The 20,465-nt window shown below is 71.1% G+C and carries 22 protein-coding genes; 10 read left to right on the top strand and 12 right to left on the bottom strand.

The features are described 5' to 3' along the window. Nucleotides 1–2: 2 nt before the first annotated feature. The 9 genes from rpsC to ACFFJG_RS14130 all read right to left on the bottom strand — a co-directional run bounded on the left by rpsC (nt 3) and on the right by ACFFJG_RS14130 (nt 5,768). Nucleotides 3–806 carry a 30S ribosomal protein S3 gene (gene rpsC, locus ACFFJG_RS14170; protein ID WP_121141583.1) on the bottom strand — a complete coding sequence of 268 codons (804 nt, stop codon included), beginning with the start codon at nt 804–806 and terminating at the stop codon, nt 3–5. After that, entirely contained in the window at nt 806–1,240 is a 435-nt protein-coding gene (gene rplV / locus ACFFJG_RS14165; RefSeq protein ID WP_378519363.1) for a 50S ribosomal protein L22, read from the bottom strand. The genes rpsC and rplV overlap by 1 nt, the downstream gene beginning before the upstream one ends. After that, nucleotides 1,237–1,518, bottom strand: a complete 282-nt coding sequence (gene rpsS, locus ACFFJG_RS14160) for a 30S ribosomal protein S19 (protein ID WP_056906592.1) — start codon at nt 1,516–1,518, stop codon at nt 1,237–1,239. The genes rplV and rpsS overlap by 4 nt, the downstream gene beginning before the upstream one ends. A 5-nt stretch (nt 1,519–1,523) precedes the next feature. Further along, nucleotides 1,524–2,360 (bottom strand): 50S ribosomal protein L2, encoded by an 837-nt coding sequence (rplB, locus tag ACFFJG_RS14155; protein ID WP_378519362.1) that lies wholly within the window; start codon nt 2,358–2,360, stop codon nt 1,524–1,526. 25 nt (nt 2,361–2,385) lie between these two features. Continuing rightward, nucleotides 2,386–2,691 carry a 50S ribosomal protein L23 gene (gene rplW, locus ACFFJG_RS14150; protein ID WP_129453375.1) on the bottom strand — a complete coding sequence of 102 codons (306 nt, stop codon included), beginning with the start codon at nt 2,689–2,691 and terminating at the stop codon, nt 2,386–2,388. Next, nucleotides 2,688–3,539 (bottom strand): 50S ribosomal protein L4, sunset domain variant, encoded by an 852-nt coding sequence (gene rplD, locus ACFFJG_RS14145; RefSeq protein WP_378519361.1) that lies wholly within the window; start codon nt 3,537–3,539, stop codon nt 2,688–2,690. Before rplD ends, rplW begins: the two co-directional genes overlap by 4 nt. A gap of 2 nt (nt 3,540–3,541) precedes the next feature. Next, entirely contained in the window at nt 3,542–4,204 is a 663-nt protein-coding gene (rplC, locus tag ACFFJG_RS14140; RefSeq protein WP_378519360.1) for a 50S ribosomal protein L3, read from the bottom strand. An 8-nt stretch (nt 4,205–4,212) separates the two neighbouring features. After that, a complete protein-coding gene (rpsJ, locus tag ACFFJG_RS14135) occupies nt 4,213–4,521 on the bottom strand; it encodes a 30S ribosomal protein S10 (protein ID WP_008360994.1) in 309 nt (102 codons plus the stop codon). A 377-nt stretch (nt 4,522–4,898) separates the two neighbouring features. Further along, nucleotides 4,899–5,768 carry an alpha/beta hydrolase family protein gene (locus ACFFJG_RS14130; RefSeq protein ID WP_378519359.1) on the bottom strand — a complete coding sequence of 290 codons (870 nt, stop codon included), beginning with the start codon at nt 5,766–5,768 and terminating at the stop codon, nt 4,899–4,901. A gap of 51 nt (nt 5,769–5,819) precedes the next feature. On the opposite strand from ACFFJG_RS14130, the gene ACFFJG_RS14125 reads away from it, so the two are divergent. Then, nucleotides 5,820–6,536, top strand: a complete 717-nt coding sequence (locus ACFFJG_RS14125) for a tetratricopeptide repeat protein (RefSeq protein WP_378519358.1) — start codon at nt 5,820–5,822, stop codon at nt 6,534–6,536. Nucleotides 6,537–6,540: 4 nt separating this feature from the next. On the opposite strand, the gene trmB is transcribed toward ACFFJG_RS14125, so the two are convergent. From trmB to ACFFJG_RS14110, 3 genes are read right to left on the bottom strand one after another with little or no spacing between them, the layout of a single operon-like run. After that, complete coding sequence (gene trmB, locus ACFFJG_RS14120; RefSeq protein WP_378519357.1) at nt 6,541–7,266, bottom strand: tRNA (guanine(46)-N(7))-methyltransferase TrmB; 726 nt, start codon at nt 7,264–7,266, stop codon at nt 6,541–6,543. Nucleotides 7,267–7,316: 50 nt separating this feature from the next. Further along, entirely contained in the window at nt 7,317–8,708 is a 1,392-nt protein-coding gene (locus ACFFJG_RS14115; RefSeq protein WP_378519356.1) for an aspartate aminotransferase family protein, read from the bottom strand. Next, complete coding sequence (locus ACFFJG_RS14110) at nt 8,705–9,163, bottom strand: Lrp/AsnC family transcriptional regulator (RefSeq protein WP_378519355.1); 459 nt, start codon at nt 9,161–9,163, stop codon at nt 8,705–8,707. The genes ACFFJG_RS14115 and ACFFJG_RS14110 overlap by 4 nt, the downstream gene beginning before the upstream one ends. 207 nt (nt 9,164–9,370) lie before the next feature. On the opposite strand from ACFFJG_RS14110, the gene ACFFJG_RS14105 reads away from it, so the two are divergent. The 9 genes from ACFFJG_RS14105 to ACFFJG_RS14065 are packed head-to-tail and all read left to right on the top strand — an operon-like array spanning nt 9,371 to nt 20,458. Beyond that, complete coding sequence (locus ACFFJG_RS14105; RefSeq protein WP_378519354.1) at nt 9,371–10,816, top strand: gamma-aminobutyraldehyde dehydrogenase; 1,446 nt, start codon at nt 9,371–9,373, stop codon at nt 10,814–10,816. Nucleotides 10,817–10,856: 40 nt separating this feature from the next. Next, the gene (locus tag ACFFJG_RS14100; RefSeq protein ID WP_378519353.1) at nt 10,857–12,113 is read left to right on the top strand and encodes an ABC transporter substrate-binding protein; all 1,257 of its coding nucleotides are present in this window, start codon (nt 10,857–10,859) and stop codon (nt 12,111–12,113) included. Nucleotide 12,114: 1 nt separating this feature from the next. After that, nucleotides 12,115–13,212, top strand: coding sequence for an ABC transporter ATP-binding protein (locus ACFFJG_RS14095; RefSeq protein ID WP_378519352.1), 1,098 nt, complete (start codon nt 12,115–12,117; stop codon nt 13,210–13,212). Continuing rightward, nucleotides 13,209–14,129 (top strand): ABC transporter permease, encoded by a 921-nt coding sequence (locus ACFFJG_RS14090; protein WP_378519351.1) that lies wholly within the window; start codon nt 13,209–13,211, stop codon nt 14,127–14,129. The genes ACFFJG_RS14095 and ACFFJG_RS14090 overlap by 4 nt, the downstream gene beginning before the upstream one ends. Nucleotide 14,130: 1 nt before the next feature. Next, complete coding sequence (locus ACFFJG_RS14085; RefSeq protein ID WP_378519350.1) at nt 14,131–14,988, top strand: ABC transporter permease; 858 nt, start codon at nt 14,131–14,133, stop codon at nt 14,986–14,988. A 7-nt stretch (nt 14,989–14,995) separates the two neighbouring features. Continuing rightward, a complete protein-coding gene (locus tag ACFFJG_RS14080; protein WP_378519349.1) occupies nt 14,996–16,282 on the top strand; it encodes a saccharopine dehydrogenase family protein in 1,287 nt (428 codons plus the stop codon). Next, nucleotides 16,279–17,631 carry a 4-aminobutyrate--2-oxoglutarate transaminase gene (gene gabT, locus ACFFJG_RS14075; RefSeq protein ID WP_378519348.1) on the top strand — a complete coding sequence of 451 codons (1,353 nt, stop codon included), beginning with the start codon at nt 16,279–16,281 and terminating at the stop codon, nt 17,629–17,631. Before ACFFJG_RS14080 ends, gabT begins: the two co-directional genes overlap by 4 nt. Continuing rightward, the gene (locus ACFFJG_RS14070) at nt 17,631–19,088 is read left to right on the top strand and encodes an NAD-dependent succinate-semialdehyde dehydrogenase (RefSeq protein ID WP_378519347.1); all 1,458 of its coding nucleotides are present in this window, start codon (nt 17,631–17,633) and stop codon (nt 19,086–19,088) included. Before gabT ends, ACFFJG_RS14070 begins: the two co-directional genes overlap by 1 nt. Continuing rightward, nucleotides 19,085–20,458 (top strand): transaminase, encoded by a 1,374-nt coding sequence (locus tag ACFFJG_RS14065; RefSeq protein ID WP_378519346.1) that lies wholly within the window; start codon nt 19,085–19,087, stop codon nt 20,456–20,458. Before ACFFJG_RS14070 ends, ACFFJG_RS14065 begins: the two co-directional genes overlap by 4 nt. The last annotated feature ends 7 nt before the right edge of the window (nt 20,459–20,465 follow it).

Here is a 20,465-nt window from a genome sequence, read left to right as displayed (position 1 = left end):
GGTCAGGCCTCCTGTCCGGTGCTCGGGGCCGCCTCGGCCGGGGCCTCGGTGCCCTCGGTGCGAGGAGCGCGGTCGCCGCGCGAGCCACGGCTCGGGCGGTCGCCGCCACGGGTGTTGGGACGGCCGCCGCGACCGGGGGCACCGGCGCGGGCAGCCTGCTGGGCCTGGCGCTCGGCACGGGTGCCGGCGACCTCGCCCTTGTAGATCCAGACCTTCACGCCGATGCGGCCGAAGGTGGTCTTGGCCTCGTAGAAGCCGTAGTCGATGTCGGCACGCAGGGTGTGCAGCGGCACGCGGCCCTCGCGGTAGAACTCGGTGCGCGACATCTCGGCGCCGTTGAGGCGGCCCGAGCACTGGATCCGGATGCCCTTGGCACCGGAGCGCATCGAGGTCTGCATCGCCTTGCGCATCGCGCGGCGGAACTGCACGCGGCCGGCGAGCTGCTCGGCGACGCCCTGGGCGACGAGCTGGGCGTCCACCTCGGGGTTCTTGACCTCGAGGATGTTCAGCTGCACCTGCTTGCCGGTGAGCTTCTCGAGCTCGCCGCGGATGCGGTCGGCCTCGGCGCCGCGGCGACCGATGACGATGCCGGGACGCGCGGTGTGGATGTCCACCCGGACGCGGTCACGGGTGCGCTCGATCTCGACCTTGGCGATGCCGGCCCGCTCCATGCCCTTGGAGAGCAGCTTGCGGATGGCGACGTCCTCGCCGACGTACGACTTGTAGAGCTTGTCGGCGTACCAACGGCTCTTGTGGTCGGTCGAGATGCCCAGGCGGAAGCCGTTCGGGTTGATCTTCTGGCCCATCAGGCACCCTTTCCGTTCTTCTTGGCCTGCGTGTTCAGCGCGCCGGCCGGCTGCACCGCGAGGGTGATGTGGCTGGTGCGCTTGTTGATGCGGGTGGCACGGCCCTGGGCACGCGGACGCCAGCGCTTCATGGTCGGACCCTCGTCCACCATGGCGACGGTGAGCACCAGGTCGGCCCGGTTGAGCCCCTCGGTGGTCTCCGCGTTGGCGACGGCGCTCTCCAGCACCTTGTAGACGGTCTCGGAGGCGGCCTGCGGCGCGAACTGCAGCAGGGTCAGGGCCTCGTCGACCGGGAGGCCGCGGACCATGTCGACGACACGGCGGGCCTTCATCGGGGTGATCCGCACGTAGCGTGCGCTGGCGAACGCGCCCGGCTGGTCGCCGAGCAGCGACTCGCGGCGCGCACTGGTGCGGCTGCGCTCGGTGGTGCTCATCGACGGCGTCCCTTCCGGTCTTCCTTGACGTGTCCGCGGTAGGTGCGGGTCGGGGCGAACTCCCCGAGCTTGTGGCCGACCATGGAGTCGGTCACGAACACGGGGACGTGCTTGCGACCGTCGTGCACGGCGATGGTGTGACCGATCATGTCGGGCACGATCATCGACCGGCGCGACCAGGTCTTGATGACGTTGTGCGAGCCCTTCTCGTTCTCTGCGTCCACCTTCTTCTGCAGGTGGCCGTCCACGAACGGGCCCTTCTTGAGGCTACGAGGCATGTCGGTTACTTCCTACCCTTGCCGGACTTGCGACGACGGATGATCTGGGAGTCGCTGGCCTTGCGCTTGCGCGTACGGCCCTCGGGCTTGCCCCAGGGGGAGACCGGGTGGCGACCACCGGAGGTCTTGCCCTCACCACCACCGTGCGGGTGGTCCACCGGGTTCATGACGACACCGCGCACGGTCGGGCGGACGCCCTTCCAGCGCATGCGGCCGGCCTTGCCCCAGTTGATGTTGGACTGCTCGGCGTTGCCGACCTCGCCGATCGTCGCGCGGCAGCGCACGTCGACGAAGCGCATCTCGCCCGAGGGCATGCGCAGCGTGGCGCGGCTGCCCTCACGGGCGACCAGCTGGGCGGAGTTGCCGGCCGAGCGGGCGATCTTCGCGCCGCCGCCCGGACGCATCTCCACGCAGTGGATGGTCGAGCCGACCGGGATGTTGCGCAGCGGCAGGTTGTTGCCGGGCTTGATGTCGGCGTTGGGGCCGGACTCGACCACGGTGCCCTGCGTCAGGCCCTTCGGCGCCACGATGTAGCGCTTCTCGCCGTCGGCGTAGTGCAGCAGCGCGATGCGGGCGGTGCGGTTGGGGTCGTACTCGATGTGAGCGACCTTGGCCGGCACGCCGTCCTTGTCGTAGCGACGGAAGTCGATGATGCGGTAGGCGCGCTTGTGGCCGCCACCCTTGTGCCGGGTGGTGATGCGGCCCTGGTTGTTGCGGCCACCGTTCTTCGGCAGCGGGCGCGTCAGCGACTTCTCGGGCGTGGACCGGGTGATCTCGACGAAGTCGGCCACCGACGAGCCGCGGCGGCCCGGCGTGGTCGGCTTGTACTTGCGGATAGCCATATCAGTTCCTATTCAGCGAGCCCGGTCAGGAGACCGGACCTCCGAAGATGTCGATGCGGTGACCCTCGGCGAGGCTGACGATCGCGCGCTTGGTGTTGGGACGCTTGCCCATGCCGTAGCGGGTGCGACGCGTCTTGCCCTGGCGGTTGATCGTGTTGACCGAGGTGACCTTGACGCCGAAGACCTTCTCGACCGCGATCTTGATCTCGGTCTTGTTGGCGTCCGGGTGGACGATGAAGGTGTACTTGTTGGCGTCGAGCAGGCCGTAGCTCTTCTCCGACACGACCGGCGCGATCAGGACGTCGCGGTGGTCCTTGTGCAGGGTGCTCACTTGTCGCTCTCCTTCTCGGCGCGGGTGAGGCCGGCGGCCTCGGCGTCCTCGACGGACTTGAACCAGAAGTCGCCGCCCGCGGCGTCGTAGCCGTTGTCGCCCTCGACGAGGTAGACACCGGAGGTCGTGCCGAGGACGTCGTAGCCCTTCGGGTTCTTGCCGCTCTTCAGCGGGGCCTTGGCACCGGCCGGGAGGGTCGTCTCCTCGGTGGTGGCGCTCTCGGTGGACCCGGCGGACGCGGCGGCCGGGGCGGAGGTGCCGCCCACGAACACGTCGTACGCGCCCTTGGTGAACACGATGTCGTCAGCGGCGAGCACGTCGTAGGTGTTGAGCTGGTCGACGGCGACGATGTGGACCTCGGGCGCGTTGCGCAGCGAGAGCCAGGTCAGCGCGTCGGAGCGCTCGAGCACCACGAGGTAGCCCACGCGGTCGGTCAGCGTCGCCAGCGAGGCGAGCGCGGCCTTGGTGGAGGGCTTGTCGCCCGAGACCAGGCCGTCGACCACGTGCACGCGACCGTTGCGGGCCCGGTCGGAGAGGGCACCGCGCAGGGCGGCGGCCTTCATCTTCTTGGGGGTGCGCTGGTCGTAGTCGCGCGGCTTGGGGCCGTGCACGATGCCACCGCCGGCGAACTGCGGCGCGCGGGTCGAGCCCTGGCGGGCACGACCGGTGCCCTTCTGCTTGTAGGGCTTCTTGCCACCGCCGCGGACCTCGCCGCGACGCTTGGTCGAGTGCGTGCCCTGGCGGGCCGCAGCCTGCTGGGCCACGACGACCTGGTGGATCAGGGGGATGTTGACCTCGACGTCGAAGATCTCGGCGGGGAGGTCGACCTTGACGGTCTTGACAGCCATGCTCAGGCCTCCTGCGTCTTCTTGGCGGCCGAGCGGAGGACCACGAGGCCGTTCTTGGGGCCGGGAACGGCGCCCTTCACGAGGATCAGGCCCTTCTCGGCGTCGACGGCGTGCACCGTCAGGTTCTGGGTGGTCACCGTGTCGTTGCCCATGCGGCCCGACATGCGCGTGCCCTTGAACACGCGACCCGGCGTGGCGCAGGCGCCGATGGAGCCGGGCTTGCGGTGGTTGCGGTGGGCACCGTGGGAGGCGGAGACACCGGAGAAGCCGTGACGCTTCATGGTTCCGGCGAAGCCCTTGCCCTTGCTGGTGCCGGTCACGTCGATCTCGTCGCCGGCGGCGAAGGTGTCGACACCGAGCTCCTGGCCGACGGTGTAGCCGGCGGCGTCAGCGGTGCGGATCTCGACCACGTGGCGACGGGGGGTGACCCCGGCCTTGGCGAAGTGACCCGTCTCGGGCGAGTTCACCTTGCGTGCCTCGATCTCGCCGTAGCCGACCTGGATGGCGTTGTAGCCGTCCACCTCGGGCTGGCGGACCTGGGTCACGACGTTGGTGCTCGCCGCGATCACGGTCACGGGGACGACCTTGTTGTCCTCGTCCCAGAGCTGGGTCATGCCGAGCTTGGTGCCCAGCAGCCCCTTCACGTTGCGTTCGAAAGTAGCCATCTCGCGCCTCAGAGCTTGATCTCGATGTCGACACCGGCGGGCAGGTCGAGGCGCATCAGCGAGTCGACGGTCTTCGGCGTCGGGTCGATGATGTCGATCAGGCGCTTGTGGGTGCGCATCTCGAAGTGCTCGCGGGAGTCCTTGTACTTGTGGGGCGAACGGATGACGCAGTACACGTTCTTCTCGGTCGGCAGCGGCACAGGGCCGGCGACCTTCGCACCCGTGCGGGTGACGGTGTCCACGATCTTCCGCGCCGAGGTGTCGATCACCTCGTGGTCATAGGCCTTGAGCCTGATGCGGATCTTCTGTCCCGCCATAGGTCCGTGTCCTCTTCGATCTCGTACGCCTGGTCTGGTCTTCAGCGCCCTGCCCCGGTGGGCCGGCGCCGCCTGTCTCTCCTCCACCCCCCGACCCCCGCGGTCGGGCGTGTCGCGGATCTTGCTCGTGACACGTCCCCGGGGGGAAGCGGTATTTCTCTGGGTGGCACCCGACGGTTGTCGGATCTGGTCGGGTCTCCGATCACTGTCGTGACCCGGTGCGGCGCACGCAGACGACTGGCTCGATCAAGGAGACGCGATTCAGGAGTCAAGATGTGTGCCGCACCCCGGCGACCCGCCGGAGCAACCGGAACATCTTGGCAGACGTGGCCGACCCACGCCAAATCGGAACCCGTCACCGCCCGGTGAGGGGCGTCTCACCCGCGGCCGGGGCCCGTCGCGAGGGCGAGGAGCCGACGACCGATGCGGGTCAGGTGGCCGTCGACCGGGTCGACCAGGAGGTCCCAGCCGTGGCCCGAGCGGCCCGCGACGAAGGGTACGCCACTGACACGGGCGAGCCTGCGCGCGGCGGCGAAGATCGCCCGGCCGTCGCTCGGCGCCATCACCACGAGGCCTTCCGGCACGCCGTCCGCGGCGAGGTCGTCGGCCAGGTCGGTGAGGTCCACGCCCTCCCACGACGGGGGCCCGGACACGTCGACCCAGGCGTCCACGTCCGCCCCCGCGGCGACCGCCATGACGGTGAGGGACCCGCCCATCGACGTGCCGAGCAGGACGACCCGTGAGGCGCCGTACTGCTCGCGGGCCAGGCGCACCGCGGGCTCCACCTCGTCGAGCCGGTCGGCGTCGGCGGCGGCCGGGCACTCCGAGGCCCCGTAGCCGCACGGGTTCACCAGCAGCGAGGTCAGCCCGACGCGGTCCGCGGCCTGCGAGGCCCACCGGCCCCACCCGCACAGCCCCCCGACCTGCGGCAGCAGCACGGCGACGGTGTCGTGGGTGGGCGGACCGATGCGGGCAGCCTCGAGCACTCCCCCGGTGCGCCCCTGGAGGGTCAGCGCCTCGAGGTCGGCGTCGTCGGGGATCGCGGACAGGCACCGCTCGCGCAGCGCCTGCGTGGGGTCCACGGGGTCCGTCGCGGTGTCGGGGGCGGTCGTGGCAGCGGCCGTGGTGGTCGCGGGCCCACGGTCCGGCGCGGGGCCGTCCTGCGCCCCGGACGAGCAGCCCGCCACCAGCACGCACGCGGCGAGCGCCGTCGTCCCGCGCAGCCACCCTCCCCCGCGTCCCCGCACGTCACGAGGATACGAGCACACCGCGGGCCGGTCGATCCCTACGCTGGGCACGTGACGAGCCTCCGCGACCTCTGGGACTTCGACGACCCGGCTGCGAGCGAGCACCGGTTCCGCGAGCGCGCCGCCGCGGAGGACCCACCGGGCGCGACCCACGCGCTCACCCAGGTGGCCCGGGCGCTCGGGCTGCAGGAGAGGTACGCCGAGGGGTTCGCCGTGCTCGACGACCTCGTGCCGGTGGACGAGGAGGGTCGGGTGCGCGTGGCGCTCGAGAGAGGACGGCTGCTCCGGTCGTCGGGCGACCCCTCCGCGGCCCTGCCGTGCTTCGAGTCGGCGGCGACGACCGCTCGCGCGGCGGGGCTCGAGGGGCTGGAGGTCGACGCCCTGCACATGGTCGCGCTGGTGGTGCCGGCCGGTCGTCGGCTCGCGGCCCACAGGCGTGCGCTCGCACGGGCGCGCGCGGCGAGCGACGCGGCGGCGCGCGACTGGGACGCCTCCCTGCTCAACAACATCGGGATGACCCACGCCGACGCCGCCGACCACGCGGCAGCCCTGGTCGCCTTCCAGGACGCCCTCGCTGCGCGCGAGCGGATCGGCGACCCGGCGCGCACGCGCGTCGCCCGCTGGATGGTCGCCTGGTCCCTGCGCCACCTGGGCCGCACCGACGAGGCGCTCGCCCTCCAGCTCGGGCTCAGGGCCGAGCTCGACGCCGCCGGGGAGGACGACCCCTACGTCGACGAGGAGCTCGCCCTGCTCACCGCGCCGACCTGACCGGTCAGGTGGTGCGGCGGTAGCAGAAGTCGACGATGTCGCGGCCGACGTCGCGGCCCTTGCGCTCGAAGCGGGTGACGGGGCGCTCGGCCCAGCGCTCGACGGGCCCGCCCTCGAGGGTCGGCTCGGCGTCGAGGACCTCGCGCACCTGCTCGGCGTAGTCGGCCCAGTCGGTGGCCAGGCGCCACGCTCCCCCTGGCACCAGCCGCGAGGAGGCGAGGGCGGCGTTGACCGGGTTCACCAGCCGGCGCTTGTGGTGCTTGGTCTTGCGCCACGGGTCGGGGAAGAACGTCCACAGCTCGGTGAGGCTGGCGGGCGCCAGCAGGTGCTCGAGCGACCACACGGCGTCGACCGAGCAGAACCGCACGTTGTCCGCGCCCGCCTCCGCGACCCGCCACAGCGAGTCGGCCACGCCCGGGCGCCAGACCTCCAGCGCGAGGACGTTGTGGTCGGGCCGGGCGGCGGCGAGCACCGCGGTCGCCTCGCCGATGCCGGAGCCGATCTCGACGATCAGGGGGGCCTCGCGGCCGAAGTGCTCGGCGAGGTCGAACCCCGGGCGGTCGACGGCCTCGTCGGGGATCACCCAGTCGGCCTGGTGCGCCGCCCACGCCTCGGCCTGCCGCGGCGTGAAGCGGCTGCCGCGGCGGGAGTAGGTGAGCACCTCGCGCATGCGCCGGCCGTCCTCGGTGAGCTTGAGGTGCGGGCGGGCAGGGCGTACGACGTCGTTCACGGCGCACATCCTCCCCGCTGCCCGACGACGACGCACATCGCGAGCCGGGGCTACATGCGCTCGAGCGCCCCGGTGAGCACGCTGCGCAGACGCTGCTCGATGTCGTCGAACTCGGTCTGGCCGATGATGAGCGGCGGGGCGAGCTGGATGACCGGGTCGCCGCGGTCGTCGGCGCGGCAGTAGAGCCCCGCCTCGTAGAGCGCGCTGGAGAGGTAGCCGCGCAGGAGCCGCTCGGACTCCTCCTCGTCGAAGGTCTCCTTGGTCTCACGGTCCTTGACCAGCTCGATGCCGTAGAAGTACCCGTGTCCGCGGACGTCGCCGACGATCGGGATGTCGAGCAGCTTCTCCAGCGTGGAGCGGAACTTCGGGGCGTTCTGCTGGACGTGGTCGACCAGGCCCTCGCGCTCGAAGATGTCGAGGTTGGCCATGGCGACCGCCGAGGAGACCGGGTGCCCACCGAAGGTGTAGCCGTGGGCGTAGAGGGCGGTGCCGGACTTGAACGGCTCGAAGAGCCGGTCGCTGGCGATCATCGCGCCGATCGGGCTGTAGCCCGAGGTCATGCCCTTGGCGCAGGTGATGATGTCGGGCTGGTAGCCGAACTCGGCCGCGCCGAACATCTCCCCCACCCGGCCGAAGGCGCAGATGACCTCGTCGGAGACGAGCAGGACGTCGTACTCGTCGCAGATCTCGCGGACCCGCTCGAAGTACCCGGGCGGCGGCGGGAAGCAGCCGCCGGCGTTCTGGACGGGCTCGAGGAACACCGCGGCGACCGTGTCGGGGCCCTCGAACTCGATCGCCTCGGCGATGCGGTCCGCGGCCCAGCGGCCGAACGCCTTCTCGTCGTCGCCGATGAACTCGGGCCGGCGGTAGAAGTTGGTGTTCGGCACCTTGTGCGCACCGGGCACCAGCGGCTCGAACATCTCCTTCAGCGGCGGGATGCCGGTGATGGAGAGGGCGCCCTGCGGCGTGCCGTGGTAGGCCACCGCGCGCGAGATCACCTTGTGCTTGTTGGGCTTGCCGGTCATCTTGAAGTACTGCTTGGCCAGCTTCCAGGCCGACTCCACGGCCTCGCCGCCGCCGGTGGTGAAGAAGACCCGGTTGAGGTCGCCGGGCGCCATGGCGGCGATCCGGTCGGCGAGCTCGATGGCGCGCGGGTGGGCGAAGGACCACAGCGGGAAGAAGGCCAGCTCCTTGGCCTGGCGGGCCGCGGCCTCGGCCAGCTCCTCGCGGCCGTGCCCGACCTGGACGACGAACAGGCCGGCCAGGCCGTCGATGTACTCGCGACCGTGGTCGTCCCAGATCCTGTGCCCCTCGCCCTTGACGATGAGCGGGATCTCCCCGCCCTTCTCGTAGGTGGAGTGGCGGGTGAAGTGCAACCACAGGTGGTCGCGGCCGGCGCCCTGGTAGTCGAAGGACTCGTCGAGGGAGGGTTGGATGCTCATCGCGTTCCCCAGTTGTAGTGCTGCTTGTTGAGCTTGAGGTAGACGAAGGTCTCCGAGGAGACCACTCCCTCGAGCTCCCGGACCTGTCGCATGACCTCGAGGAGGTGCGGGTCGTCCTCGCACACCACCTCGACGAGGAGGTCGAAGCTGCCAGCGGTCGTGACGACGTAGTCGACCTCGTCGACCTGGGCGAGCCGGTCACCCACCGCCATCGGGTCACCCTGCGTGCGGATGCCGATCATGGCCTGGCGGGTGAAGCCGACCTGCGTCGGGTCGGTGACCGCGACGACCTGCATGATGTCGGAGTCGAGCAGCTTCTGGACGCGGGCGCGGGCGGCGGCCTCGGAGAGGCCCACGGCCTTCGCGATCGCGGCGTAGGAGATCCGCCCGTCCTCCTGGAGGAGCTCGATGATCTTCTTCGCGGTGGCGTCGAGGCGCACGACGGCGTCGGTCACGGTCGGCCCCAGGCTCGACGGCTGCTGCGCTCGCTCATGCCGCACATCGTGCTGTGCCGAGCGTCTCATCGCAAGTACCTCGACGCGGATTCCGCAATTTCGCCTCAACTAATCCGCGATTCCCGCAGTTTCTTTCGGTTCAACTATGGAGATTGTCCGCCGGGTCGTCCTACTCTCCCTTCACCGCACCCGACCGGGAGGACCCACGTGACCAGCCCACGCACGCTGCGCAACTTCATCGGAGGCACCTACGTCGAGGCCCGGACGGGCCACACGACCGAGGTGGTCGACCCGTCCACCGGGCAGGTCGTGGCGCACGCCCCGGTCAGCGGGGCCGAGGACGTCGACGCCGCCTACGAGGCGGCCGACCGGGCCTTCGGCGAGTGGGGCGGCACGACGCCCGGCGAGCGCCAGCAGGCGCTGCTCAAGCTCGCCGACGCGGTGGAGGAGCACGCCGAGGAGCTGATCGCGCTCGAGTCGGCGAACACCGGGAAGATCAAGGCGCTCACCGCGAGCGAGGAGATCCCCCCGATGGTCGACCAGCTCCGGTTCTTCGCCGGGGCGGCCCGCGTCCTGGAGGGCAAGGCCGCGGGAGAGTACATGGCCGGCCACACCTCGTGGATCCGGCGCGAGCCGATCGGCGTGGTCGGGCAGGTCACGCCGTGGAACTACCCCCTGCTGATGGCGGTCTGGAAGATCGGCCCGGCGCTGGCCGCAGGCAACACGGTCGTGCTCAAGCCCAGCGACACCACGCCGGAGAGCACGCTCCGCCTGGCCGAGATCGCCTCCGACTTCCTGCCCGCCGGCACCCTGAACGTCGTCACCGGCGACCGGGAGACCGGCCGCCTCCTCGTCGAGCACCGCATCCCCGGCCTGGTCGCGATCACCGGCTCGGTGCGGGCAGGGGCCGAGGTCGCCGCCAGCGCGGCACCGAACCTGAAGCGCGTGCACCTCGAGCTCGGCGGCAAGGCGCCGGTCGTGGTGTTCGACGACGCCGACCTCGAGGCGGCCGTCGAGGGCATCGCGATCGCCGGCTACTTCAACGCCGGGCAGGACTGCACCGCGGCCACGCGCGTGCTCGTCGCCCCGGGCATCCACGACGACTTCGTGGCGGCGCTGTCCGACTACGCCCGCACCCAGGCGGCCGTCGGGCTGCCCGACGACGAGGACGCCCTCCTCGGACCGGTCAACAACGCGAACCAGCTCGCGCGGGTCAGCGGCTTCATCGAGGACCTCCCCTCGCACGCCACGGTCTCCGCGGGCGGCAACCGGCGCACCGACCTCGGCGACGGCTTCTACCTCGAGCCCACGGTGCTCTCCGGCCTGCGCCAGGACGACGCGGCGATCCAGAACGAGATCTTCGGCCCCGTCATCACCGTGCAGCGCTTCGACGACGAGGCCGAGGCGGTGCGGTGGGCCAACGGCGTCGACTACGGCCTCGCCTCGTCGGTGTGGACCAAGGACTTCGGCCGGGCGATGCGGATGTCGAAGGCGCTCGACTTCGGCTGCGTGTGGATCAACACCCACATCCCGCTCGTGGCCGAGATGCCGCACGGGGGCTACAAGAAGTCCGGCTACGGCAAGGACCTGTCGATGTACGGCTTCGAGGACTACACGCGGATCAAGCACGTCATGGCCAACATCGAGAGCTGACCGAACCCACCACTCGGGGCTGAGCGAAGGACCTGCACAGATGACACCCATCCCCCGCCGCTCGCGGCGCCACCTCTCGGAGCCCGCCGCGGCCCTCACCCGCGCGGCGTCCGGCGGCCTGAGCCGGCGCGCTCTGCTCGGCACGGGCCTGGCGACCGGCGCCGGCGCCGCGCTCAGCGCGTGCGCGCCGCCCAAGCCCCCGTCGGGCGCGGGCGGGCTGACCAGCCTCGACCTGCCCCAGGACCTCTCCGAGAAGGAGAAGGTCCTGAAGTGGGCCAACTGGACGGCCTACCTCGACATGAACGGCAAGGAGACCAGCTCGCCGACGCTCACCGCGTTCGAGCAGAAGACCGGGATCGAGGTCAGCTACAGCGAGGACGTCGACGACAACGACTCCTACTACGCCAAGGTCGCCCCGCAGCTGCGCGCCGACCAGAGCATCGACCGCGACATCTTCACCTTCACCGACTGGATGGCCGGCCGCGTGATCCGCGACCAGCTGTGCCAGCCGCTGGAGCTCATCGAGATGCCCAACGTCGTCACGCACCTGCTGCAGCCGCTCAAGGAGGTCAGCTTCGACCCCGGCCGCAACTACTCCATCACCTGGCAGAGCGGCTTCGCCGGCATCGGCTACAACCGCGACAAGGTGGGGCGCGAGCTCAAGTCGCTCGACGACCTGTGGGCCGACGACCTCAAGGGCCGCATCGTGGTGCTCTCGGAGTTCCGCGACACCGCCGGCCTGGTGATGCAGGCGCAGGGCGTCGACATCTCCAGCGATTGGGGCAAGGCGGAGTTCGAGAAGGCGCTGGACTTCATCGAGCAGAAGATCGAGGAGGGCTACATCCGCAAGGTGAAGGGCAACTCCTACATGGAGGACCTCACCAGCGGCAACGCGGTCGCCGGCATCACGTGGAGCGGCGACATCTTCGTGCTCGCAGCCGACACCGAGGACCCGGCGTGGACGTTCACGATCCCCGAGTCCGGCGGCACGCTGTGGTCGGACAACCTCATGGTGCCGATCACCGCGACCCACCGCGGCAACGCCCAGAAGCTCATGGACTACTACTACGAGCCGGCCGTGGCGGCCCAGGTCGCGGCGTGGGTCAACTACGTCTGTCCCGTCGACGGGGCGCAGGCGGAGATGGAGAAGATCGACCCCGAGCTCGCCGAGAGCCCGTGGATCTTCCCGACCGCCGACTTCATCTCGGAGTCCAACATCCAGCAGTTCCGCGCGCTCGACGCCGACGAGGAGATCGAGTACGCCGACCTGTGGTCCACGAAGGTGATGGGGAACTGACATGGCGGGATTCCGGGAGGCGCGCGGCGACCTCCACCTCGAGGGCGTCACCAAGTCGTTCGGCGACTTCACGGCCGTCGACGACATCGACCTGACCGTGCCGCGCGGCTCGTTCTTCGCCCTCCTCGGCCCGTCGGGCTGCGGGAAGACGACGACCTTGCGCATGGTGGCCGGCCTCGAGCAGCCGACCGTCGGGCGGGTGCGCATCGGCGACACCGACCTGACCGGCTCGCGCCCCTACGAGCGCCCGGTCAACACCGTGTTCCAGTCCTACGCGCTGTTCCCGCACCTGACGATCCGCGACAACGTCGCGTTCGGTCCGAAGCGGCGCAAGGACAAGGACGCCGACCAGCGGGCCGGCGAGGCGCTCGAGCTGGTGCAGATGACCCAGTTCGCCACCCGCAAGCCGGCCCAGCTCTCCGGCGGCCAGCAGCAGCGCGTGGCGCTCGCCCGGGCCCTGGTCAACCACCCCGAGGTGCTGCTTCTCGACGAGCCGCTGGGCGCGCTCGACCTCAAGCTGCGCCGCGAGATGCAGGTGGAGCTCAAGCGGATCCAGACCGAGGTCGGGCTCACCTTCATCCACGTCACCCACGACCAGGAGGAGGCCATGACCATGGCCGACACGGTCGCGGTGATGAACAAGGGCCGGATCGAGCAGATGGGCGCCCCGGCCGCGCTCTACGACCTCCCCCGCACCCGCTTCGTGGCCAACTTCCTGGGCCAGGCCAACATCGGCGAGGGCGTCATCGAGGGCACCGACGGCGACCGGGTCGTCGCCGACGTCCTCGGCACGAAGGTGCAGATCCCGAAGTCGCGCTCGCAGGTGCACGAGGGCAGGGTGCTCTTCGGCGTGCGGCCCGAGAAGGTGACGGTGTCGCGCAAGCAGCCCGAGGGGGTCGGCAACGACGTCAAGGGCGTGGTCCGCGACGTGTCGTTCCTCGGCGTCGCGACCAGCTACCTCGTCGACATGCCGAGCGGCGCGACGTGGAGCTGCTACGAGCAGAACCTCGACGTCGAGCCGATCGACCTCAGGCCGGGCGACGAGGTGTGGCTGACCTGGAACCCGAGTCACGCCTTCGGCGTGCCGGACGCGTCATGAGCTCGCTCTCGCAGGTCTCGCAGGTCGCCGGCGACCCCGCGGTCCACCCGTCCCCGCCCGCACCCGAGACCGAGAAGCGCAGCTGGACGGCGTACCTCCTGCTGCTGCCCGGCGCGCTGTGGCTCGGGGTGTTCTTCATCCTGCCGCTGGTGCAGCTGGCCTCGGTGAGCCTGCAGAGCCGGTTCCCCGGCTTCCCGGGCTACTACTACCGCGACCTGAACTTCCACAACTACGCCAGCGCCCTCACCGACTACGCGCCGCACTTCGCGCGCTCCTTCGTCTACGCCGGGCTCGCGACGTTCCTCGCCTTCGTGGTCGCCTACCCGCTCGCCTACGCGATGGCGTTCAAGGCCGGCCGGTGGCGCAACCTGATGATGATCTGCGTCGTCGCACCGTTCTTCACCTCCTTCATCCTGCGCACGTTCGCGTGGTCGCAGATCCTGGCCGACGAGGGCTGGGTGGTGCGCAGCCTGGACTTCCTCCACCTGCTGCCCGGCGGGCACATCATCAACACCCCGCTCGCGGTCGTGGCCGGCCTGACCTACAACTTCCTGCCCTTCATGGTCCTGCCGATCTACGCCTCGCTGGAGCGGGCCGACCCGCGCGTGATCGAGGCGGGCGGCGACCTCTACGCCAACGGCCTCACGACGTTCCGCACCGTCACCCTGCCGATGTCGATGCCCGGCGTCCTGGCCGGCACGCTGCTCACGTTCATCCCGGCGGCCGGCGACTTCGTCAACATGGAGCTGCTCGGTCCCCAGCGCGGCAAGATGGTCGGCAACGTCATCAACGACCAGTTCCTCGCGATCCCCGGGGGCTACCCCGTGGCGGCTGCGCTGTCCTTCACGCTGATGGCCGCCATCTTGGTGATGGTCTTCCTCTACGTCCGCAGGTTCGGCACCGAGGAGCTGGTGTGAGATGACCACGACCGCGACGTCCCCGGCGTACCGGCCCTCGGCGGCCAAGCGCGTCCAGCTCTGGCTGGCCAGCCACTTGGTGATGCTGTCGGCGGTGCTGGTGCTGCTGTACCTGTTCCTGCCGGTGGCCTACACCTTCGCCTTCTCCTTCAACGACCACGGCAAGACCAACATCGTGTGGCAGGGCTTCACGTGGAAGCACTGGCAGGACCCCTGCCGCGTCGCCGGGGCCTGCGAGTCGCTGGTGGTCTCGCTGCAGGTCGGCGCGATCGCCACGTTCGTCGCGACCGTCCTCGGCACGCTGATGGCCCTGGCGATGGTGCGCTACCGCTTCCGCGGCAAGGCCGCCAGCAACGTGCTGATCTTCGTGCCGATGGCCACGCCCGAGATCGTCATGGGCGCCGCGCTGCTCACGATCTTCGTGCAGGGATTCACCCGCATCGGCCTCAGCCTCGGCTTCTGGACCATCGTCTTCGCCCACATCATGTTCTGCCTGAGCTTCGTGGTGGTGACGGTGAAGGCCCGCATCCAGTCGCTCGACCCGCGCATCGAGGAGGCGGCGCAGGACCTCTACGCCGGCCCGATGGAGACGTTCTGGAAGGTCACCTTCCCGCTGATCCTGCCCGGCATCCTCGGCGCGGCGATGCTCGCGTTCTCGCTGTCCTTCGACGACTTCATCATCACCAACTTCGTCTCCGGCAACGAGAACACCTTCCCCAAGTTCGTCTACGTCGCGTCGCGACGTGGCATCCCGGCCGAGGCGAACGTCATCGGCTTCTCGATGTTCGTGATCGCGGTCCTGCTCGTCGTCGGCGCGCAGGTCGTCAGCTCGTTCCGGGCGTCCAGGACCAAGGAGTGAACCCCTGATGGACCGACCCATGCGCGTGCTGATGGTGGGAGCGGGCGGCGTCGGCGACGCCGCGGCGCGGATCGCCGTCGAGCGCGACTACTTCGAGGCCTGGGTCGTCGCCGACTACGACCTCGCCCGTGCCGAGCGCACCGTCGCCGCGGCGCGGGAGCGTCGTACGGACGACGGCCGCTTCTCCGCCGCCCAGGTCGACGCCTCCGACGCCGACGCAGTGGCGGCGCTGGCCCGCGAGGTCGGGGCGACGCACGTCTTCAACGCTGTCGACCCGCGCTTCGTGATGCCGATCTTCACCGGGGCGTTCGACGCCGGCGCCGACTACCTCGACATGGCCATGAGCCTGTCGGTGCGCCACCCCGACGCGCCCTACGAGAAGGTCGGCGTCAAGCTCGGCGACGAGCAGCTCGCGCGGGCGCACGAGTGGGAGCAGGCCGGCCGGCTCGCCCTGCTCGGCATCGGCGTCGAGCCCGGGCTCTCCGACGTCCTCGCCCGCTACGCCGCCGACGAGCTCTTCGACCACATCGACGAGCTCGGCACCCGCGACGGCGCCAACCTGGTGATCCGCGACGACGACGGCAACGAGGTGTTCGCGCCCGGCTTCTCGATGTGGACCATCATCGAGGAGTGCCTCAACCCGCCGGTGGTGTGGGAGCGCGAGCGCGCCGGGGGCGACGTCGAGCAGGGGTTCTTCACCCTGCCGCCCTTCTCCGAGCCCGAGGTCTTCGACTTCCCCGAGGGCATCGGGCCGGTCGAGTGCGTCCACGTCGAGCACGAGGAGGTGCTCCTCATGCCGCGGTGGATCGACGCCGACCGCGTCACCTTCAAGTACGGCCTGGGCGAGGAGATGATCTCGATCCTCCGCACGCTGCACACCCTGGGCCTCGACTCCACGGAGCCCGTGACGGTCAAGGGCGTCGAGGTCTCGCCGCGCGACGTGGTCGCTGCGTGCCTGCCCGACCCGGCCACCATCGGCCCCCGGATGGAGGGCAAGACCTGCGCCGGGCTGTTCGTCACCGGCACCGGCAAGGACGGCGCGCCCCGCGCGACGTACCTCTACCACGTGGTCGACAACGCCGACTCGATGCGCGACTACGGCGCGCAGTGCGTGGTCTGGCAGACCGCGATCAACCCCGTCGTCGCGCTCGAGCTGCTCGCCGACGGCACCTGGTCGGGCACGGGCGTGCTCGGCCCCGAGGCGCTTCCCCCGAAGCCGTTCCTCGACCTGCTCGCCGCACCGAAGCCCGAGGGGTACGGATCCCCGTGGGGAATGGAGGAACGCACACCATGACGCTGTCGCAGGAACGCATCCTGGCCACCGAGATCCCCGGCCCGCGCTCGCGCGAGCTCCAGGCGCGCAAGGTCGCCGCGGTCTCGGCCGGCGTCGGCACGACGCTGCCGGTCTACGTCGAGCAGGCAGGCGGCGGCGTGCTCCGCGACGTCGACGGCAACCAGCTCATCGACTTCGGCTCGGGCATCGCGGTCACCACGGTCGGCAACGCGGCGCCCCGGGTGGTCGAGGCGGTGCAGCGGCAGGTCGCCGACTTCACCCACACCTGCTTCATGGTGACGCCCTACGAGGAGTACGTCGCGGTCTGCGAGAAGCTCGCGCAGCTCACGCCCGGCGATCACGAGAAGCGCTCGGCGCTGTTCAACTCCGGCGCCGAGGCGGTGGAGAACGCGGTCAAGGTCGCGCGCCACCACACCGGTCGCGACGCCATCGTCGTCTTCGACCACGCCTACCACGGGCGCACGAACCTGACGATGGCGCTGACCGCGAAGAACATGCCCTACAAGCACCGCTTCGGCCCGTTCGCCGGCGAGGTCTACCGCGCGCCCATGGCCTACCCCTACCGCTGGCCCGGCGGTCCCGAGGCGTGCGCGGAGGAGGCGTTCGACGCCTTCGTCGCCACCGTCCACGCCCAGGTCGGCGAGGACAACACCGCCGCCGTGCTGATCGAGCCGATCCAGGGCGAGGGCGGCTTCATCGTGCCTCCCCCCGGCTGGCTGCGACGGGTCGCGGACTGGTGCCGCGAGCACGGCATCCTGCTGATCGCCGACGAGGTGCAGACCGGCTTCGCCCGCACCGGCGACTGGTTCGCCTGCGACCACGAGGGCGTGGTGCCCGACCTCATGACCACCGCCAAGGGCATGGCCGGCGGCCTGCCCCTCGCCGCCGTCACCGGCCGGGCCGAGGTGATGGACTCCGTGCACGTCGGCGGCCTGGGCGGCACCTACGGCGGCAACCCCGTGGCGTGCGTGGCGGCGCTGGCCGCCATCGAGACGATGGAGGCCGAGGACCTCCCGGCCCGCGCGCGCGAGATCGAGAAGACGTTCCTGCCCCGTCTCGAGGCGCTCGCCGCCCGGCACCCCGACCGCGTCGGCGACGTCCGCGGCCGCGGCGCGATGCTCGCGATCGAGCTGGTCTCCGACGGCGCCGGCCGCACGCCCGACGCCGCGCTGGCGGGCGCGGTGCACCGGGCCTGCTCCTCGCAGGGCCTGGTGACCCTCACGTGCGGCACCTTCGGCAACGTGTTCCGGTTCCTGCCCCCGCTCGCCATCGGCGACGACCTCCTGGCCGAGGGGCTCGACGTCTTCGAGGCCGCGTTCGACGCCGCGGTCAGTGGCAAGGTGGAGTGATGACCAGCAACGAGTCCCTGCTCGAGTCCGTCCCCCGCCAGCTGCTGATCGGGGGCGAGTGGGTCGGCGCGAGCGGCGGCGCCACCTTCGAGGTGCTCAACCCCGCCGACGAGGAGGTGCTGGCGAGCGTCGCCGACGCCACGCCCGCCGACGGCGAGCGTGCGCTGGCGGCGGCCGCGGAGGCCCAGCGCGCGTGGCGTGCGACCGAGCCGCGCACGCGGGCCGAGGTCCTGCGCAGCGCCTTCGAGCTGCTCACCGAGCGGGCCGACGACTTCGCGCGGCTGATGACGCTCGAGATGGGCAAGACGCTGGCCGAGGCCCGCGGCGAGGTGACCTACGGGGCGGAGTTCTTCCGGTGGTTCTCCGAGGAGGCGGTGCGCGTGCACGGCCGCTACTCCGAGGCCCCGGCCGGTGGCAGCCGGCTCATCACGATGAAGGCACCCGTCGGCCCCACGCTGATGATCACGCCCTGGAACTTCCCGCTCGCCATGGGCACCCGCAAGATCGGCCCCGCCATCGCGGCGGGCTGCACGATGGTGGTCAAGCCGGCCGCGGAGACGCCGCTGACCATGCTGGCGCTCGCGGCGCTGCTCGAGGAGGTCGGCCTGCCCGCCGGCGTGCTCAACGTCCTCACCACGACCGACTCCGGCGGGGTGTGCGAGCCGATCATCCGCGACCCGCGGCTGCGCAAGCTCACCTTCACCGGGTCGACCGCCGTGGGCAGGACGCTGGTCGCCCAGGCCTCCGACCAGCTCCTGCGGGTGTCGATGGAGCTCGGCGGCAACGCCCCGTTCCTGGTCTTCGACGACGCCGACCTCGACGCGGCCGTCGACGGCGCCATGCTGGCCAAGATGCGCAACATCGGCGAGGCCTGCACGTCGGCCAACCGGTTCCTGGTGCACGCCTCCGTGGCCGAGGAGTTCTCCTCCCGCCTCGCCGAGCGCATGGGTGCCCTCACCGTCGGCGACGGCACCCGGGACGGGGTCGACGTCGGGCCGCTGATCACCGACAAGGCGCGCACCGGGGTCCACGTGCTGGTCCACGACGCGGTGTCGTCCGGTGCCCGCGCCCTCGTCGGCGGCGAGGTTCCCGAGGGCCCGGGCCACTTCTACCCGCCGACCGTGCTGGTCGACGTACCGCCCTCGGCGCGGCTGCTCCGCGAGGAGATCTTCGGCCCGGTCGCCCCCGTCACCACCTTCACCGACGAGGACGAGGCCCTCGCGCGCGCCAACGACACCGAGTACGGGCTGGTGGCCTACGTGTTCACCCGCGACCACGCGCGGGTCCTGCGGGTCAGCGAGGCGCTCGAGTTCGGCATGGTCGGGGTCAACACCGGCATCGTGTCCAACCCGGCAGCCCCCTTCGGCGGGGTGAAGCACTCCGGCTTCGGCCGCGAGGGCGGCTTCGAGGGGATCGAGGAGTACCTGGAGACGAAGTACGTCGGGAGCGCCCTGTGACCGACCCGGCCGCGGCCGTCGACCGGGCGCGGCTCGCGACGCTGCACGCCGCGGAGGAGCAGCGCTTCGTCGAGCTCCACCCCACGTCCGCGCGCCTCGCCGGCGAGGCCGGCCAGCACCTCCTGGCCGGCGTCCCGATGCCGTGGATGACCCGCTGGCCCGGGTCGTTCCCGCTGTTCGTGGAGTCCGCCGGCGGCGGCCGGTTCACCGACGTCGACGGCCTCGACTACGTCGACCTCTGCCTCGGCGACACCGGCTCGATGACCGGCCACTGCCTGCCGGCCGTCGCCGAGGCGGTGCGCGAGCGCACCGAGCGCGGCATCACCACGATGCTGCCCTCGACCGACGCCGCCTGGGTGGCCGGCGAGCTCAGCCGGAGGTTCGGGCTGCCGCGCTGGCAGATGGCGATGACCGCCACCGACGCCAACCGCTTCGTGCTGCGCTTCGCCCGCCACCTCACCGGGCGGCCCCGCATCGCGGTGATGGACTGGTGCTACCACGGCACGGTCGACGAGACGCTCGGCGTCCTCGAGCACGGTCGGGCCGGCGACCGCGTGGTGCCGCGCCCCGGCGCGCTCGGACCGCAGGTCGACGTCGCCGTCACCACCGCCGTGGTGCCGTTCAACGACCTCGACGCCCTCGACCGGCGTCTGGCCGAGGGCGACGTCGCGTGCCTGCTCATGGAGCCGGCGCTGACCAACATCGGCATCGTGCTGCCCGACCCGGGCTACCTCGAGGGCGTCCGCGAGGTCACCCGCCGCCACGGCGTGCTCCTGGTCAACGACGAGACCCACACCATCTGCGCCGGACCCGGGGGCGCCACGGCCGCGTGGGACCTCGACCCCGACATGGTGGTCATCGGCAAGCCCATCGGTGGCGGCATCCCGGTCGCCGCCTACGGCATGAGCGACGAGGTCGCCGCGCGTCTCGAGGGCCCGATGCTCGGCCACGACATCGACGTCGCCGGGGTCGGCGGGACGCTGTCCGGCTCGGCGCTGGCCATGGCCGCCGTGCGGGCGACGCTGTCGAGCGCCCTGCGGCAGGAGGACTTCGACGTCGCGATCCCGCTCGCTGAGGCGTTCACCGCCGGCATCCAGGAGGTCATCGACGAGCACCGCCTGCCGTGGCACGTGCAGCGCCTCGGCTGCCGGGCGGAGTACTGGTTCTGCCCTCCCCCGCGCGCCGGGGCCGAGGCGGCCGCCGCCGTCGACGAGGAGCTCGACGCCTTCTTCCACCTCTGGACCGTCAACCGCGGCGTGCTGCTGGCCCCGTTCCACAACATGTCGCTGTTCTCGCCCTTCCACACCCAGGCCGACGTGGACGCGCACACCTCGGTGTTCCGCGGCGCGGTGCAGGCGCTCGTCGGGTGACCGGGCC

It is taken from the genome of Nocardioides zeicaulis (assembly GCF_042432345.1).
Lineage (GTDB): Bacteria > Actinomycetota > Actinomycetes > Propionibacteriales > Nocardioidaceae > Nocardioides > Nocardioides zeicaulis.
The sequence above is the reverse complement of the archived record's forward strand: the minus strand, read 5'-3'. Positions and strand labels throughout refer to the sequence as shown.